We start from the raw sequence: 16,914 nt of genomic DNA, 5'->3' as shown, positions 1-16,914 counted from the left end.
ACGAGTTAAGTTGTTTTTCGAAGCGGTCGTCGGGGGCCGCCACAGGGGGAGTATCAGAGTATGGCCGTCACCGGAGGGCAAGCGCTCGTCGAGCAGCTGAAGCGCGAAGGCGTCGAAGTGATTTTCGGCATCCCCGGCGTGCAACTGGATTGGGCGGTGGACGCGTTGTGCGACGCCGCCGAGGACATCGACTTCATCGTTCCGCGCCACGAACAGGCGACCTCGTACATGGCCGACGGCTATGCGCGGGCCACCGGCAAGGAGGGCGTCTGCATGATGGTCCCCGGGCCGGGCATGCTGAACGCCCTGGCGGGCCTGTCGACGGCCCTGGCCTGCAACTCGCGCGTCCTGTTCATCAGCGGCCAGATCCCGTCGGCGACGATCGGCAAGGGTCACGGCATGCTGCACGAGATCCCCGACCAGACCGGCATCCTGAAGTCGCTGACCAAGTGGAGCGGCATCGCCCTGAAGCCCGAAGAGGTTCCGGCCCTGGTGCACGAGGCCTTTGTCCAGCTGCGCTCGGGCCGTCCGCGCCCGGTGGCCATCGAGGTGCCGCCGGACGTGCTGCAGGCGACGATGGACGCCGTGGCCTATTTCGACGCCGCGCCCTATGCGCCGGACGCGGTCGACGCCGCCCTGGTCGCCAAGGCCGCCGAGCTGCTGGCCGGCGCCCGCTTCCCGGTGATCTGCGCCGGTGGCGGCGTGGGCGCGGCCGATGCGGGCGAGGCCCTGCGTGAACTGGCTGAGGCGCTCCAGGCCCCGATCGTGATGACTGAAGGCGCGCGCGGCGCCGTGGCGGCCGACCACGACCTGGCCCTGACCACCCTGGGCGGCCGCTGCGTGCTGCCGCATGCCGATGTCGTGCTGGTGGCCGGCTCGCGCTTCCTGAACGCCCTGGCCCAGCCGACCCATGCGGCCGAAGGCTGCCAGTACATCTATCTGAACATCGACGAGGCCGCCCTGGGCGCGCCGCGCAAGGCAGGGATCGCGCTGAAGGGCGACGTCACCCTTGGCTTGGAGGCGATCAAGGCCGCGCTGCCGGTCCAGTCGCGCGCCTCGCGCGCCGCCGAGGTCGCTCAGGTCAAGGCCTGGGAGGCCGGGCAGTTCGACGAGATCAAGCCGCAGGCCGACTATCTGGCCGTGCTGCGCGACCACATCGGCGACAAGGGCGTGCTGGTCGGCGAGCTGACCCAGGTCGGCTACTTCGCCAGCGTCGCCTATCCGGTCCGCGCGCCGCGCACCTATCTGACGCCGGGCTATCAGGGCACCCTGGGCTATGGCTTCCCGACGGCGCTGGGCGTGGCGGTCGGTAATCCCGACGAGCGCACCGTCTCGATCACCGGCGACGGCGGCTTCGGCTGGGGCCTGAACGATCTGGCGACCGCCGCCAAGTACGGCCTGAACCTGACCACCGTGGTGTTCGCCGACAACCGCTTCGGCAACGTCCAGCGCATCCAGCGCCGCACGTTCGGCCGCGAGTTCGCCGTTGAGCTGCACAATCCCGACTTCGACCTGCTGGCCAAGGCGTTCGGCGTCCGCGCCGCGCGGGTCAGTGATCCGCAGGGCCTGGCCAAGGCGCTGGAAGAGGCCAAGGCCGCCGGCGGTCCGGCGCTGATCGAGGTGCAGGTGTCTGAGATGCCCAGCCCGTGGGCTCTGATCCACCCGTTCGTGCCGCCGGCCTCGCCGCCGCCGGCCAATCCGCTCGGCGATCCCAAGGCCATCTGATAATGAGCACCGACGTCAAACCCGCCTCCGGATCGGCCCGCTGGTATCCCTGGTACGTCACGGGCGTCCTGATGGTCGCCTATGTGCTGTCGTTCCTGGATCGCCAGATCCTTTATCTGATGGTTGAGCCGATCAAGGCCGACCTGAAGATCAGCGACTTCCAGTTCTCGCTGCTGACCGGCGGCGCCTTCGGGATCTTCTACACCCTGATGGGCCTGCCGATCGGCTGGCTGGCCGACCGCTACAATCGCAAGACCCTGATCGCCGCCGGCATCGCCGCCTGGAGCGTGATGACCGCCTTCTGCGGCCTGTCGCGCAGCTATATCGAGCTGTTCCTGGCTCGGGTGGGCGTCGGGGTGGGGGAGGCGACCCTGTCGCCCTCGGCCTATTCGATGCTGTCGGACTCGTTCGACAAGGCCCGCCTGCCCAAGGCGATGAGCTTCTATACCTTCGGCATCTTCATCGGCTCGGGCCTGGCCATGATCATCGGCGGCCAGGTCATCGCCGCGGTCGCCCAGACGCCCGACATCGTGCTGCCGATCTTCGGCGCGATGCGCTCGTGGCACATGGTGTTCATCATCGTCGGCCTGCCGGGCCTGCTGGTCAGCCTGTGGATGCTGACCCTGAAGGAGCCGGCCCGCACCGGCGTCGTCGCCAAGAAGGCCAAGGGTTCGTTCCCGTTCTCGGAAGTCCTGACCTTCATCCGCAGCCACCCGCTGATGTCGGTGTCGCTGTTCCTGGGTTCGGCCTTCTTCTCGGTGCTGGCCTATGCCGACAGCTGGTACCCGGAGCTGTTCATCCGCCTGTGGGGCTGGGACGTCGGGGCCAGTGGCCGGATCAACGGCGCCTCGTCGCTGATCGGCGGCCCGCTAGGCCTGCTGTTCGCCGGCTGGTGCTCCAGCCGCTGGCTGGCCCAGGGCAAGACCGACGCCTGCCTGCGCCTCACCGCCCTGGCGGCGGTGGGCATCACCATCCCGGCCGTCGCCCTGCCGCTGATGCCGAACGCCCAGGCCATGGCCGTCATGCTGTTTCCGTTCAAGTTCTTCATCGGCTTCACGCCGGTGCTGATCCCCTCGGCCCTGCAGATGGTCGCGCCCAATCACCTGCGCGCCCAACTCGGCGCCGTCTTCCTGTTCACCACCGGCATCATCGGCATCAGCATGGGTCCGATCCTGCCGGCCTTCCTCAGCGACTTCGTGTTCCAGGGGCCCCGCGCGCTACCGCACGCCCTGGCCTCGGCCGCGGTGGTCATCGGACCGCTGACCTTCGCCCTGCTGTGGGTGGGCCTGCGCCAGTACCGAGACCGCTTCGAACAAGCCGCCGCTGAAACCACCGCCGCCTAGCGTCCGCGAAAAGGACAACGACAATGCGCATCAACTTCGCCGCCGCCGCTCTCTGTCTCCTGATGGCCTCGGCCGCGCCGGCCGCTCTGGCCCAGGACGCCGCCAAGGCTCCGCCGAAGGGTCCCGCCGCCCTGGACCCGATGTCGGGCCGCGCCACCTCCGAGGAGCTGTCCAGCGTCACGCGCCACAGCACCGTGATCAACGGCGCCAAGATCGCCTACACGGCCACGGCCGGCACGCTGACGATCCAGAGCCATGACGGCGATCCCAACGCCAGCATGTTCTATGTCGCCTATGTCGCCGACCGTCCGGCTGGCGCTCCGCCGCGCCCGGTGACCTTCCTGTTCAACGGCGGTCCGGGCTCGGCCAGCCACTGGCTGAACATCGGCGGTATCGGTCCCGTCCAGGCGGTGGTCCATGCGCCCAAGGCCACCGGCCCCGCGCCCTACGTCCTGCAGAACAGCCACGGCAGCATCCTCGACAAGAGCGACCTAGTCTTCGTCGACGCCGTCGGCACCGGCTATTCGCGCCCGATCGGCGACACCCCGGCCAAGACCTTCTGGGGCACCGAGCAGGACATGGACAGCTTCGCGCGGTTCATCACCCGCTACGTGACTGTCAACGAGCGCTGGGGTTCGCCCAAGTACCTGTTCGGCGAGTCGTACGGCACCACCCGCGCCGCCGGCCTGGTCTATCGCCTGCAGAACCAGGGCATGCAGTTCAACGGCGTCGTGCTGCTGTCGCTGGTCGTCAACGGCGACGGCGGTCAGGACAACGACTACGCCGTCCTGGTCCCGACCTATGCGGCGACCGCCTGGTACCATAACCGCCTGCAGAACCGTCCCGCCGACCTCAAGGCCTACATGGCCGAGGTGCGCGAGTTCGCCCGCGGGCCCTACACTCTGGCCCTGGGCCGCGGCCACGCCCTGCCGCTGGAGGAAAAGCGCAAGGTCGCCGAGCAGCTGTCGGCCTATGTCGGCCTGCCGGTCGACTATCTGATGAGCCGCAACCTGCGGGTCGATCTGGAGTCCTATCGCCGCGAGCTGCTGCGCGCCGACGCCAAGATCACCGGCCGCTTCGACGCCCGCTTCACCGCGCCCCACGCCTATGGCGCGATGAGCGGCAGCTTCGATCCGGCAACCGACGACCCGGCGACCGCCGGCGTTTCCAGCGCCTATCTGTCGACCTATCGCGACTATCTGAGCCGCGATCTGAAGTGGCGCTCGCCGATGAACTTCCGGTCGCTGAACAACATGGAAGTCTCGAGCGCGTGGGATAACCATCACCGCGCGCCGGGCAACAAGATGCTGGACTCGCCCAACGTGGCGCTCGACCTCGCGGCGGCCATGCGCAGCAATCCGCAGCTGCAGGTCCTGGCCATGAGCGGCTATTACGACATGTCGACGCCGTTCTTCTCCGGTGAATACGGCATGGATCACATGCTGCTGGAGCCGTCGCTGATCGGCAACGTGGACTACAAGATCTACGAGACCGGCCACATGGCCTTCAACGACAAGCTGGCGCTTGAGAAGATGAAGCGCGACCTGGACGCCTTCTACGATCGCTCGTCCAAGCCGTCGCAGCCTCAGTAGTCGATGCGGCGGCGACCGGGCCCCGGTCCGGTCGGCGCGTGCGTCTCAAGTATTGCCGAGTAAGTCGAAGTGTAGGCGCCGCCCCGGGCTTTTCCGCCCGTGGGCGCGTTTTTGCGTCTGGCGCGGGCGAGGGGAAACGAGCCGTCGATACCCAAAACGCCACTCGGCGAACAGGCAAGCCTAAAAATCAAACAGAACGATAAGGGCCTGTAATCATGAAGTTTTCGCACGATTTGTGGCGTGTCTGAATGGCTGCTCGCTCCTTTTTTCATCATGTCAGGAAAAACAAATTAACTTGACAAATTTCTGTCGGCGCAAAACACATAACATGTGAAATAAATAGCGCGTCCCCGGGAAACACCCTTCCTGGAATGGCCGGCCCAAGAACAAGGGGGAATAAAATGCGTCCGAGTCTCAAACTCATTCTGTTGGCGTCGTCGATCGTCACGCCCGCCTTCGCGCAGAGCGCCGCTCAGCCGGAATCGGCGATCGAGGAAATCATCGTCACGGCGACCCGCCAGGCGACGTCGATCAACCGCACGCCGCTCAGCATCACCGCCGTCACCCAAGAGAGCCTGGACCGCCAGGGCATCGAAGACGCCGCCGACCTGGCGCGCAGCGTGCCCGGCCTGTCGGTCAGCAATGTCGGCTCCAATAGCGCCGTTCAGACCATCTCGATCCGCGGCGTCGTGCCCCAGGCCGGCGCGGCCACCACCGGCGTCTATCTGGACGACAGCCCGCTGACCAAGCGCGGCGGCCCTGCCGGCAGCGGCACGCCCATCCCGCTGTTGTTCGACCTGGAGCGCGTCGAAGTGCTGCGCGGTCCGCAGGGCACGCTGTACGGCGGCGGCTCGCAGGGCGGCACGGTCCGCTTCATCACCCCCAAGCCCAGCCTGACGACGATGTCGGGCCACGCCCGCACCAATGTCTCCAAGACCAAGTCGGGCGACTGGAACTATGACGGCGGCATCGCCATGGGCGGCCCGATCATCGAGGACAAGCTGGGCTTCCGCGCCAGCGTCATCGGCCGTCACACCGGCGGCTATATCGACTATGTCGATCGCCTGAGCGGCAAGACCTTCAAGAAGGACGCCAACTCGTCCGACGCCGCGGCCGCCCGCATCTCGTTCCTGCTGCAGGCCAACGACAAGCTGACGATCAATCCGTCGCTGTACTGGTCGATGCAGAAGACCCGCCAGGACGACTACTACTGGCGCAATGTGGCGCAGCACACGGCGCCGGCCCGTCCGAACAATCCGGCCACGACCTACGGTCCCTACAACTACTACGGCAAGGGCAACTATAACTCGGGCGACGTCTGCAACGTCGGCGATAACTTCGCGGGCCAGTTCGGCAACTGCATGCCCAATGTCGGGGTGCGCAACGAGCTGCTCCTGCCGTCGGTTTCGGCCGAATACGCGTTCGAGCACATGACCGTGCTGGGCGTCCTGACCTATGTGAAGGACAACAGCCGCGGCAACATGAACTTCTCCTACCAAGAGCCGCAGAACCACCAGGGCGGCTATCCGTTCATCGCCAAGCTGCCGATCTACGAGTCCTATCCCTGGTACGACAACAAGCGCGACGGCTTCACCGGCGAACTGCGCTTCTCCTCGGCCAATCCGGACTCGCGTCTCAGCTGGGTGGCGGGCGTCTACTACAGCGACATCACCATCAAGGCCCTGACCGAGTACCGCGCCAACGTCGCCGACCTGACCCAGGCCATCTATGGCCTGCCGCCGGAAGGCATCTTCGGCGTGCCTCTGCTGCCGGGTAACCTCGAATACTACCGCGACCACGACATGACCGACAACGAAGTGGCCGCCTATGGCGAGGCCACCTTCAGCGTCACAGACAAGTTCAAGCTGATCGGCGGCCTGCGTCTGTCGCGCACCGATCTGGACTACTCGCAGCTGACCGCCGGCCCGATCGCCGGCATCAGCACGCCGACCGTCGCCAACGGCGGCGTGATCCTGGGCCAGATCGCCGAAAAGCAGGTCTCGCCCAAGATCGGCTTCCAGTACTTCTACGACGGCTCGAACTCGATCTTCGGCACCATCTCCAGCGGCTATCGCGTCGGCGGCGTCAACCAGCGTCCGCCCGTGCGCTGCGCCACGGACCTGGCCTCGCTGGGCATCACCGGCACGCCGGACACCTATGACAGCGACACGGTCTGGAACTACGAGCTGGGCGCCAAGGTCAATCTCTTCGGGGCCCAGATCAACGGCAGCGTCTATCGCCTGGAATGGGATCAGACCCAGACCAACTACGGCCTGCCGACCTGCGGCTTCACCTATACGGTCAACGCCGGTAAGGCGATCAGCCAGGGCGTCGACCTGGATATCAAGGCTAACCTGGGCGCCGGTTTCACCGTCAACGCGGCCATCGGCTACAGCGACGCCGAATATGTCGAGGGCGTCGTCGGCCCGGCCCCGAACAACACGGTCTATCTGAAGAAGGGCGACCCGCTGCCGGTGCCGGACTGGAAGCTGGCCCTGGGCCTGCAGTACGCCTTCAGCCTGGGCGGCCGCGACGGCTACATCCGCGCCGACTACCAGTACGCCTCGTCCTACTGGAGCGGTGTGACCTTTGGCTCGGCCGGCTATTCCGCCCGACGTCAACGGCCAGCGTGAGGCGACCCACTTCGTCACCGCACGCGCCGGCCTGGACCTGACCGACAAGGTCGAACTGGCGCTGTTTGCGGACAACCTGTTCAATTCGCAGGACGTCCTGGCGGTGCACAACTCCAACGGCCGCTCGGGCTGCGTGGCGACTTCTGGCCCTTCGTGCTCGGTCTACCGCCAGTTCAACCCGGTCTATCGCGAGGTCACGTTCCGGCCGCGCACGGTCGGGGTCTCGGCCAGCTACCGCTTCTAAGCGGATCTTCCGCGGGCCCGGCCACTGGTCGGGCCCGCTTCTTTTTCAAAGTCATATCGGGAGCCGAGATGGACCGCCCGCATCGCCGTCTGCGCCTCGGCGCGGCCCTGGCTGCTCTGACCTTGGCCGCTGCGCCGGCCGCCTTCGCTCAAATTCCCTCCGCCAAATTTGCGGCTATGGACGTCTTCAAGCTGGAGAGCGCGCACGATCCGCAGCTCTCGCCGGACGGGGCGCAGATCGCCTATGTCCGCCGCGCGGCCGACGTCATGACCGACCGCTATCGCTCGTCGATCTGGGTGATCGACGCCAAGACCGGCGAGCAGCGGGCCCTGGTCGCCGGCGCCGCCTCGGCCTCGGCCCCACGCTGGTCGCCCGACGGCCAGCGGCTGCTCTACAGCGCCGGACCCGAGCTGCGCGTGCTCGACCTGGCCACCCGCGCCGACTGGTCGCTGGGCAAGCTGGGCGGCGGCGCGCGCGGCGCGATCTGGTCGCCCGACGGCGCCAGCATCGCCTATCTGCGCTTCGTCGACGCCAAGCCGCCCAGCTTCGCGACCCCGCCGGCCCCGCCGCCGGGCGCCGAGTGGGGGCCGCCGGCCAAGATCTATGACCGGCTGGACGTCCACGCCGATGGCGCGGGGTTCCTGAAGCCCGGCGCGACCCAGGTCTTCGTCCTGCCCGTCGAGGGCGGGACCGAACGCCAGGTCACCCAAGGGGCCGTCAGCTACGGCGACATCGCCTGGCTGGGGCAGGGGGCTCTGGTCGCCAGCGCCAACGCCAATCCCGACGCCGATCTGGATCCGCGCGAGAGTGATCTCTTCCGCATCGATCTCGCCAGCGGCGAGGCTGTGGCCCTGACCACGCGCAAGGGGCCCGACGCCCAGCCGGCCGTGTCGCCGGACGGCCGCCGCATCGCCTATGTCGGCTATGACGACCGCAAGGTTTCGTGGCAGACCAACCAGCTCTACGTGATGAACGCCGACGGCTCGGGCGCGCGCAGCCTGACCGCCGGGCTGGACCGCTCGCTGTCCTCGCCCACCTTCACGCCTGACGGCGCGGCGATCCTGGCCACGGCGATGTCGGAGGGCCGCATCGAACTGCTGCGGATCACGCTGGACGGCAAGATCACCACCCTGGCCAGCGACCTCAACGAAGGCGCGGGCGGCCGGCCCTATGTCGGCGGCTCCTACAGCCTGGCCAGGCGCAAGGACGGCGGCCTGTCGATCGCCTACACGCAGGGCCGCCCCGATCGGCCGTCCGACATCGCCCTGATGACCTCGGGCGCGGCGGCCAAGCGGCTGACCGACCTGAACCAGGACGCCCTGGGCGGGGTGGCCATGGGCCAGGTCCGCAAGTTGCCGGTGAAGAGCAGCGCCGACGGCCGGGCGATCGACGCCTGGATGCTGCTGCCGCCCGACTACCAGCCCGGCAAGCGCTATCCGACCATCCTGGAGATCCACGGCGGGCCGGCGATCATGTACGGCCCGACCTTCGCCGCCGAGCTGCAGCGCTTCGCCGCCGAGGGCTTCGTGGTGCTGTTCGCCAACCAGCGCGGCTCGCTGGGCTATGGCGAGGCTTTCGCCCTGACCATCGACCGCACCTATCCCGGCAAGGATGACCTGGCCGACCTGATGAGCGTGGTCGACGCCGCCGTGGCGGTCGAGGTCGCCGATCCCCAGCGCCTGTTCGTCACCGGCGGTTCAGCCGGCGGGGCGATGACGGCCTGGATCGTCGGCAACACCGATCGCTTCGCCGCCGCCGTGGTGGTCAATCCGGTGATCAACTGGGTCAGCACCATGCTGGCCGGCGACACCGCCGCCCATGTCGCCCGCCACCAGATCCGCGCCATGCCGTGGGACGACCTCGAGCTCTTCTGGAAGCTGTCGCCGCTGTCGCGCGCCGGCCACGTCAAGACGCCCACCATGGTCATGGTCGGCGAGGAGGACTGGCGCACGCCGCCGGCCGAGGCCGAGCAATTCTACACCGCCCTGAAGCTGCGCGGCGTCGACAGCGCCCTGGCCCGCATCCCGGGCTCGGGCCACAACATCGGCGCGAGGCCCACCCAGTTCATCGCCAAGACCGACAACATCATCGGCTGGTTCCGCGCCCACGATCCGGCGCGCACCCAGCAAGGAGCCGCCAAGCCATGACCCGCCGTAAGTTCCGTCTGGCTGCTGTCGCGGCCAGCGTCCTGGCCCTGTCGACCGCCGCTCAGGCCGCCGACGCCCCGCCGGCCAAGCCGCCCGCCGCGGCTTCGACCAGCGCCGCCGGTCCTGTCAGTGTCACACGCGGCGCCGTGACCATCGAGGGCAAGAAGGTCGCCTACACCGCCAAGGCCGGCCGCCTGACCCTGACCAGCGGCGACAACACGCCCGCGGCTTACATGTTCTACGTCGCCTATGTCGCCGACCGCGCGCCGGGCGCGCCCGAACGGCCGGTGACCTTCGTCTATAACGGCGGCCCGGGCTCCTCGACGGTGTGGCTGCACATGGGCGGCCTGTCGCCGGTCTATGCCCGCACCGACAGCCCGGCCCCGACCCGGCCGTCGGGCAACCCGCTCGTCGAGAACGACCAGTCGATCCTGGACCGCACCGACCTCGTGTTCCTGGACGCCATCGGCACCGGCTATTCGCGCCTGGCCTCGCCCGACATGGCCAAGGAATTCTACGGCATCGACAAGGACGCCGCCGCGTTCGCCCAGGCGATCAAGCGCTATGTCGGCGAGAATGGCCGCTGGGATGCGCCCAAGTACGTGCTGGGCGAGTCCTATGGATCCCCGCGCTCGGCGGTGCTCGCCCACAAGCTGGCGGCGTCGAACATCAACCTGAACGGCGTCGTGCTGATGTCGTCGATCCTGAACTTTGGCCAGCACGCCTCGGGCCTGGACCGCGAGCCGGTCAACCTGATCCCGACCTATGCCGCCTCGGCCTGGTACCACCAGCGCGTGCCGCGCGGCGAAGGGCTGGAGGCCCACGTCCAGCAGGCCCGCGAATTCGCCCTCGGCCCTTATGCGGCGGCGCTATCCAAGGGCCACAAGCTGCCGGCTCCCGAGCGTGCGGCGGTCGCCCAGCGGCTGGAGGCCCTGACCGGCGTCTCGGCTCAATACTGGGACCGCGCCAACCTGCGGGTGCTGTCGCCGCGCTTCACCGCCGAGCTGCTGCGCGACCAGGGCAAGATCCTGGGCTCGTCCGACACCCGCTTCACTGGTACGCCGGCCGACGGGGTGCAGGAGCGAGCGGGGGCCGACCCGGCCGGCGGCATCGGCGCGGCCTATGTCTCCGGCTTCAACCGTCACGTGGCCGGGACGCTGAAATATGCGCCGGAGATGGACTACATCGTCGTTGACGGGGCGATGATGGACCGCTGGACCTGGAGCCACCAGCCGCCCGGCGGCGCGCCGTTCCAGTATTCGGGGGCCAACACCACCGTCGACCTAGCCGTGGCCATGCGCGCCAACCCGCATCTGAAGGTGCTGTCGCTGAGCGGCTATTACGACCTGACCACGCCGTTCTTCGCCACCGAGTGGGACCTGGCGCACATGAACCTGCCGCCGGCCCTGGCGGCCAACATCACCGAGCGCTACCTGCCCGGCGGCCACATGCCCTATCTGGACCAGCCGGGCCTTGTGGCCATGCGCCGCGAGCTGGTCAGCTTCTACGACCAGGCGGCCGCCCGATGATCGCGCGCGCCGTCAGCCTTGTCGCCCTGGCGCTGGTCGCCTTCGGCGGCGCCAACGCGGCCGAGCGGACCTATGTCCATGCCGGCAAGCTGCTGGCCGATCCGGCCACGGGAAAGGTCGCCAGCAACCAGACCCTGGTCGTCGAGGACGGTCGCGTGGTCGAGATCCGTGACGGCTTCGTGGGCGAGGGCAGGGTGGTCGATCTGCGCCAGCGGTTCGTGCTGCCGGGCCTTATCGACAGCCACGTCCACCTGACCAACCAACCGGGACCCGACAGCCGCTACAACAAGTTCGCCCGCAGCGACTCCGCCGCCGCGATCCAGGGCGCGGCCAATGCGAAGAAGACGCTGGAGGCGGGCTTCACCACCGTGGCCGACCTGGGCGCGCCCAGCGACGCGATCGTGGCCCTGCGCAACGGCATCGCCTCGGGCCAGGTCAGCGGGCCGCGCATCGTGGCCTCGGCCGGAATGATCTCGCCGCACGGCGGTCATGGCGACGTCAACGGCGTCAAGTCTGACCTGATCCCGCACATGCGCTCGGGCGGGGTCTGCTCGGGTCCCGACGACTGCCGCCGCGCCGTGCGCGAGCGCATCCAGGCCGGCGCCGACATCATCAAGATCACCGCCACGGGCGGGGTGACCTCCGACGCCAATACCGGCTTGGGCCAGCACTTCTCGAAGGGCGAGCTGGAAGCCATCGTCGAGACGGCGCACTTCATGAACCGCACCGTCACCGGCCACGCCCATGGCACGGACGGCATCAACAGCTTCCTGGCGGCCGGCGGCGACAGCGTCGAGCACGGCACGTTCCAGAACGACGAGTCCGTGCGCCTGTTCGTGCAGACCAAGGCCTGGTTCATCCCCACCCTGCTGGTCGGCGACTATGTGGCGCGCCAGGCCGAGAAGGCTGATTCCGGCATGACCGACAACCAGCGGGCCAAGTCGCGCTCGTCCGGCCACGACATGAAGGCCATCGTCCGCCGCGCCCACAGGGCCGGGGTGCGCATCGCCTTCGGCACCGACACCGGGGTGTCGCCGCACGGCGAGAACGCCCGCGAGTTCGCCCTGCTGGTCCAGTCGGGCCTGACGCCGCTAGAGGCCATCCGCACCGCCACGGTCAACGCCGCCGAGCACTTCCGCCTGGACAAGGAGATCGGCCGCCTGTCGCCGGGCTTCGCAGCCGACTTGGTGGCCGTCGACGGCGATCCGCTGGCCGATGTCACGGTCCTGGAGCGGCCTGTTCTGGTGATGAAGGGCGGACTGGTCCTGACGCGCTAGCGGGGGCTTGAGGCCCCACCGGTTCAAACGAACGTCACACGAAGCCGCTAACGCGCCGGCTTTCGGATCTGGTGGCGACGGTGTCGGGCAAAGGCGAACATGAGGCTGAGACGGGGGCGGCGCGCCGACCTCTGAACTACTGGCTCGGCCGCTATGGCGTCGAGATCCGGACGGCCTTGACGCGCCGGTTCGGCCCCGACCAGGACGGCGTCGACGATGCGATCCAGAGCGCGCTCTTGAAGTTCTGCCGGCTGGACGATCGCGAGGCGATCGCCGATCCGCGCGCATTCCTGTTCGTCATGGCCCGCAACGCGCTGCGGGACTCGATCCGTCGCGCCAACAGCCAGAAACGCCGGTGGGCGGCCTTCTCGCAAGCGCCGTCTCTGACGCCGCCGGAATTGACCCCGGAAGAGGTTCTGATGCAGCAGGAGCAACAGCAGGCCCTGGAGCGGGCGCTCGAAAGCCTGTCGCCGGACGCCCGTGAGCTGTTGCGGATGAGCCGGATCGATGGACTGACCTATGCCGAGATCTCCCGCATGACCAACCGTTCCCCCGCCGACATCAGCCGAAAGATCGCCGCCGCCCTGGTCGAGCTGCGCACGCGTCTGCGGGCTGTCGGGGCGGAGGCGGCATGACGGCCCTCGAGACGGATATCGCCGAACAGGCCATGCAGTGGCTGGCCCTGAAGGCCGGCGGCGACTTCGACGCCAAGCAGCAGAAGACCCTGGACGCCTGGCTGGCGGCCTCTCCGGACCATGCGGCGGCCTATGCCGAAGGCGAGGCGCTGTGGGCGCAACTAGCCTGGTCGCCGTCGCTGAACGCCAGGAGCCTGGACCTGGCCGCCGCGCCGCCGATCGCGACGCCCGCCCGCCGGCAGAAGGCGAGGAGCGTTCCGCATTGGGCTGCCGTCGCCGCCTGCCTGGCCGTGGTCTGCCTGGCGCCGTTCGCGATCCAGCGCCTGACCGCGGGCCGGGCCCTGGCCACCGAGGTCGGTGAGATCCGCCACCTGGCCCTGGAGGACGGCTCGAGGGTCTCCCTGGCCGGCGCGACGCGGATGAAGACCCTGATCACCGATCGCGCGCGGACGGTGACCCTGGCCGAGGGCGACGCCTATTTCGACGTCGCCCACGACACCGCGCGGGTGTTCACGGTCAATCTGGAAGGCTTGAAGGCCGAGGCGGTCGGCACCGCCTTCGAAGTCCGCGCCACGCCGGCCGGACCGCAGGTTCTGGTGACCGAAGGCAAGGTGCGGATCAGCGCCCGCGGCGCGCGGGAGGTGCTGCTGGCCGGTCCGGGCGAGCGGGTGACCCTGGTGGGCCACGACCTGCGCCGCGCGCGTTTCGACCTGACCAGCGCGGCGGCGTGGCGGCGACAGCGGCTGGTCTTTGTCGACGCGCCGTTCTCCGACGTGGTTGTCGAGCTCAATCGCTACTACGCCCCGGGCGTGGTGGTCGAACGACCGGCGCTGGATGGGCGGCGGGTGACGGCCAGCTTCGCGGTCGATCAGATTCCCCAGGCCCTGGAGAGCATGACGCGGGAGATGGGCGCGCATCTGGAGCGGTCCCCGGGCAAGCCCGACGTGGTCGACTGAGCCCCGGCTTTTGAAGTTTTAGTGAAATCGTCGTCTCGGCTGGAAGGGGCGCGGGCGAGCGACGTCTAGGCGGTGTTTGAAGCTGTCGGGGCCACAGAGGCCACGGACGTCATCGTCTAGGGGATCGAGTTGACCAGCCACCGTATGGGCCTGCGGGCCGCTTTCTCGGCGTCCGCCGCCGTTCTCGTCCTGGCCTGCGCGGCGACGCCCGCGCTCGCCGCTCAAGCCTCGGCGCCACGCGCCGCCGTCGCCGCGACGCACCAGGTGCGGATCGAGGCCCAGTCGCTGGACCGCGCCGTCATCGCGCTGTCGGAGCAGACCAACACCGTGATCCTGGCGACCGAGGTGTCGCTGGAGCATCGCCGCGCCTCGACCCTGGTCGGCTCGATGACCGTGGCCCAGGCGCTGTCGCGTCTGCTGGAAGGCTCGAACCTGACCTATCGCCGCGACGCCAACGGCGTGTTCGTGATCATGCCGGGTGAGGTCCGCGCCGAGCCGGCGATGTTCGACGACGTCATCGTCACCGCCCGCTTCGACCCGCTGAGCCGCCTGCAGAAGAGCGCCACGGATGGCTTTCTGGGCCTGGATCGCTCGCTGCTGGAAACCCCGCGCGCCGCCTCGCGGGTCAGCGCCGACACCATCGCGCGCTATGGGATGCAGAACGTCGACGACCTGGTGACCGCCGTTCCCGGCGCCTTCACGGCCAGCTTTTTCGGCGTTCCCGGCAATCTGAATGTCCGCGGCACCCTGGCCGACACCTATTTCCAGGGCTTCAAGCGCATCGAGAACCGCGGCAGCGCCTCGTCCAACCTGGGCGCGGCGGCCTATGTGGAGGTGCTGCGCGGTCCGTCCTCGCCGATCTATGGTCCGGGCAAGGTCGGCGGCCTGCTGAACTTCATCCCGAAGTCGGCGCGCGGCGCCAATGCCCGCTATGCCGATGAACTGGGCGGCGGGGTGAACCTGACCGTCGGCTCGTACGGCCGCCGCAACGCTGCCGCCGACCTGGTCGTGCCGACCGGCGCCGGGGGCTTTGCGTTCTATGTCGAGCGCGAGGATTCCGACTCCTACTACCGCAACATCCACCCCAAGCACTGGAACCTGCAGGCCAGCTATGTGGGCGACTTCGGCGGCGGCTGGTCGACCGAGGTCAACCTGATGCGCTTCAAGGAGTCGGGCCGCATCCAGTCGCCGGGCTGGAACCGCGTAAGCCAGAACCTGATCGACAACGGCGTCTACATCACCGGCCGCGACACCGATCTGAAGGATCTCAACGGTTCGGGCATGATCGAGTACAGCGAGATCGACGCGGCGTTCGGCGCCTCGGGCGGCACCTCGAACATCCGTCAGATCATGGAATATGGCGGCCGCAACAACGCCAAGTTCGCGCTGGACGAGGGCGTCGGCACGACCAGGCTCAGCCGCCGCAACGTCATGGCCGACAGGGCCGACCACAACAACAGCGAGACCTTCACCGCTTATGGCGCGCTGAAGAAGGAGATGTCGAACGGTTCGGTGCTGACCCTCGCGGGCTTCGCCGACGAGTTCAACAACGAGCGCTTCAACAGCTTCGGCTTCGCGGCCGACTACTATGCCAAGGCCTATGAGGGTCGGCTGACCTACAAGTTCCCGACCCGGATCGGCGACCATGTCCGCGCCGACACCATCGTCGGAGCCGGCTATCGCGACCACAAGGCCAAGCAGTACGAGTCGTTCCTGTCGGGCTATATCGGCCTGAACCGCCGCGACCTGTCGTTCGGCTCCACGGCCGGCGACCGCATCGCCACGCCCCGCGTCGCCGCCAGCGGCCTGGAGATGTGGGACTCGCGTCATCACATGAACTGGAACAGCCGCTCGGTCTTCGGGATGAGCGACATCACGATCTTCGACCGGTTCAGCATCTTGGCCGGCCTGCGCTGGGACCGCTACGAGGTCAACGCCATCAACAAGGGCGAGACCGTCTTCGGGACCAAGAACCGCTGGGTGTCCAACAAGGACGACGCCATCACCTGGTCGCTCTCGGCGCGCTACGAGACGCCGTGGGGCCTGACGCCGTATGTCACCTACGCCAAGCCGCGCTCGCTGGAATCGACCCAGACCGGCGGCGTGTCGGTCGGCTCCGTGCAGAACCAGCTGTTCATCTCGCCCTCGGAGCTGAAGGAAGCAGGCGTCAAGTTCTCGCTGCTGAACGGCTCGCTGGTCGGCAGCGCGGCCTATTACGAGCAGTTCCGGCGTTCGACCGACGTGCTGGGCAATGTCAGCGGCAACACCTCGGAAGGCTTCGAGGTCGAGGCCCACTGGCTGGCGACCAGCAACCTCAGCTTCACCACGGCCCTGACCCTGCAGGAGACCAAGGTCGACGCGCCCGGCAAGGGCAAGGGGGAGTATCTGGAGCTGCGCCCCGAGCAGTTCGGCATTACCAACCCGGCCCTGGCCTATGGCGGCACCTTCGCCGTCAACAACGCCGGCTCGATCGCCGAACTGACCAACGGCTATGTCGTGCGCACCATGCCCGACACCGTGCTCAGCGTGTTCGGGACCTACACGACCGATCCGTTCCAGGTCATGGGGGGCGAGGCGACCGCGGGCGTCACGGCCGGCGCGACCTATGTGTCGGAGACCGGCGGCATCCTGAAGAGCAGCCTGCGCCTGCCGGAATACACTCTGGCGAGGCTGGCGGCCTTCGTGAAGGTCAAGGAGATGACCCTGTCGGTGAACGTCGACAACCTGTTCAACGAGACCTACTTCACGCCCGCCGCCGAAGTGTACAAGGAAGTCTCGGTCATGCCGGGCCTGCCGCGGATGTTCCGCGTCAACCTGGCCTATCGCTTCTGAT

General features: G+C 68.1%; 11 protein-coding genes. All 11 read left to right on the top strand.

Annotation, left to right across the window (positions count from 1 at the left end; all coding sequences use genetic code 11):
* Positions 1-60 precede the first annotated feature (60 nt).
* The gene (locus tag E1H18_RS02200) at positions 61-1,725 is read left to right on the top strand and encodes a thiamine pyrophosphate-dependent enzyme (protein ID WP_172263257.1); all 1,665 of its coding nucleotides are present in this window, start codon (positions 61-63) and stop codon (positions 1,723-1,725) included.
* A gap of 2 nt (positions 1,726-1,727) precedes the next feature.
* Positions 1,728-3,068, top strand: coding sequence for an MFS transporter (locus E1H18_RS02195; protein ID WP_172263255.1), 1,341 nt, complete (start codon positions 1,728-1,730; stop codon positions 3,066-3,068).
* Positions 3,069-3,091: 23 nt separating this feature from the next.
* Positions 3,092-4,660, top strand: a complete 1,569-nt coding sequence (locus E1H18_RS02190; RefSeq protein WP_172263253.1) for a S10 family peptidase — start codon at positions 3,092-3,094, stop codon at positions 4,658-4,660.
* Positions 4,661-5,061: 401 nt separating this feature from the next.
* Entirely contained in the window at positions 5,062-7,293 is a 2,232-nt protein-coding gene (locus E1H18_RS02185) for a TonB-dependent receptor (RefSeq protein WP_172263251.1), read from the top strand.
* Complete coding sequence (locus tag E1H18_RS02180) at positions 7,250-7,537, top strand: hypothetical protein (protein ID WP_172263249.1); 288 nt, start codon at positions 7,250-7,252, stop codon at positions 7,535-7,537. Before E1H18_RS02185 ends, E1H18_RS02180 begins: the two co-directional genes overlap by 44 nt.
* 68 nt (positions 7,538-7,605) lie before the next feature.
* Positions 7,606-9,684 (top strand): S9 family peptidase, encoded by a 2,079-nt coding sequence (locus E1H18_RS02175; protein WP_172263247.1) that lies wholly within the window; start codon positions 7,606-7,608, stop codon positions 9,682-9,684.
* A complete protein-coding gene (locus tag E1H18_RS02170) occupies positions 9,681-11,213 on the top strand; it encodes a S10 family peptidase (RefSeq protein WP_172263245.1) in 1,533 nt (510 codons plus the stop codon). Before E1H18_RS02175 ends, E1H18_RS02170 begins: the two co-directional genes overlap by 4 nt.
* Complete coding sequence (locus E1H18_RS02165) at positions 11,210-12,490, top strand: amidohydrolase family protein (RefSeq protein ID WP_172263243.1); 1,281 nt, start codon at positions 11,210-11,212, stop codon at positions 12,488-12,490. Before E1H18_RS02170 ends, E1H18_RS02165 begins: the two co-directional genes overlap by 4 nt.
* A 71-nt stretch (positions 12,491-12,561) precedes the next feature.
* A complete protein-coding gene (locus E1H18_RS02160; protein WP_172263241.1) occupies positions 12,562-13,125 on the top strand; it encodes a sigma-70 family RNA polymerase sigma factor in 564 nt (187 codons plus the stop codon).
* Positions 13,122-14,081 carry a FecR domain-containing protein gene (locus E1H18_RS02155; protein WP_172263239.1) on the top strand — a complete coding sequence of 320 codons (960 nt, stop codon included), beginning with the start codon at positions 13,122-13,124 and terminating at the stop codon, positions 14,079-14,081. The genes E1H18_RS02160 and E1H18_RS02155 overlap by 4 nt, the downstream gene beginning before the upstream one ends.
* A 129-nt stretch (positions 14,082-14,210) precedes the next feature.
* Complete coding sequence (locus E1H18_RS02150) at positions 14,211-16,913, top strand: TonB-dependent receptor (protein ID WP_172263237.1); 2,703 nt, start codon at positions 14,211-14,213, stop codon at positions 16,911-16,913.
* The last annotated feature ends 1 nt before the right edge of the window (position 16,914 follow it).

It is taken from the genome of Caulobacter sp. RHG1, assembly GCF_013181195.1.
Taxonomy (GTDB): Bacteria; Pseudomonadota; Alphaproteobacteria; order Caulobacterales; family Caulobacteraceae; genus Caulobacter.
The sequence above is the reverse complement of the archived record's forward strand: the minus strand, read 5'-3'. Positions and strand labels throughout refer to the sequence as shown.

What these genes read in the sequence shown, in the direction of transcription:
- E1H18_RS02200 (WP_172263257.1), top strand. Translation starts at nt 61, where the DNA reads ATGGCCGTCACCGGAGGGCAAGCGCTCGTCGAGCAGCTGAAGCGCGAA.
- E1H18_RS02195 (WP_172263255.1), top strand. Translation starts at nt 1,728, where the DNA reads ATGAGCACCGACGTCAAACCCGCCTCCGGATCGGCCCGCTGGTATCCC.
- E1H18_RS02190 (WP_172263253.1), top strand. Translation starts at nt 3,092, where the DNA reads ATGCGCATCAACTTCGCCGCCGCCGCTCTCTGTCTCCTGATGGCCTCG.
- E1H18_RS02185 (WP_172263251.1), top strand. Translation starts at nt 5,062, where the DNA reads ATGCGTCCGAGTCTCAAACTCATTCTGTTGGCGTCGTCGATCGTCACG.
- E1H18_RS02175 (WP_172263247.1), top strand. Translation starts at nt 7,606, where the DNA reads ATGGACCGCCCGCATCGCCGTCTGCGCCTCGGCGCGGCCCTGGCTGCT.
- E1H18_RS02170 (WP_172263245.1), top strand. Translation starts at nt 9,681, where the DNA reads ATGACCCGCCGTAAGTTCCGTCTGGCTGCTGTCGCGGCCAGCGTCCTG.
- E1H18_RS02165 (WP_172263243.1), top strand. Translation starts at nt 11,210, where the DNA reads ATGATCGCGCGCGCCGTCAGCCTTGTCGCCCTGGCGCTGGTCGCCTTC.
- E1H18_RS02155 (WP_172263239.1), top strand. Translation starts at nt 13,122, where the DNA reads ATGACGGCCCTCGAGACGGATATCGCCGAACAGGCCATGCAGTGGCTG.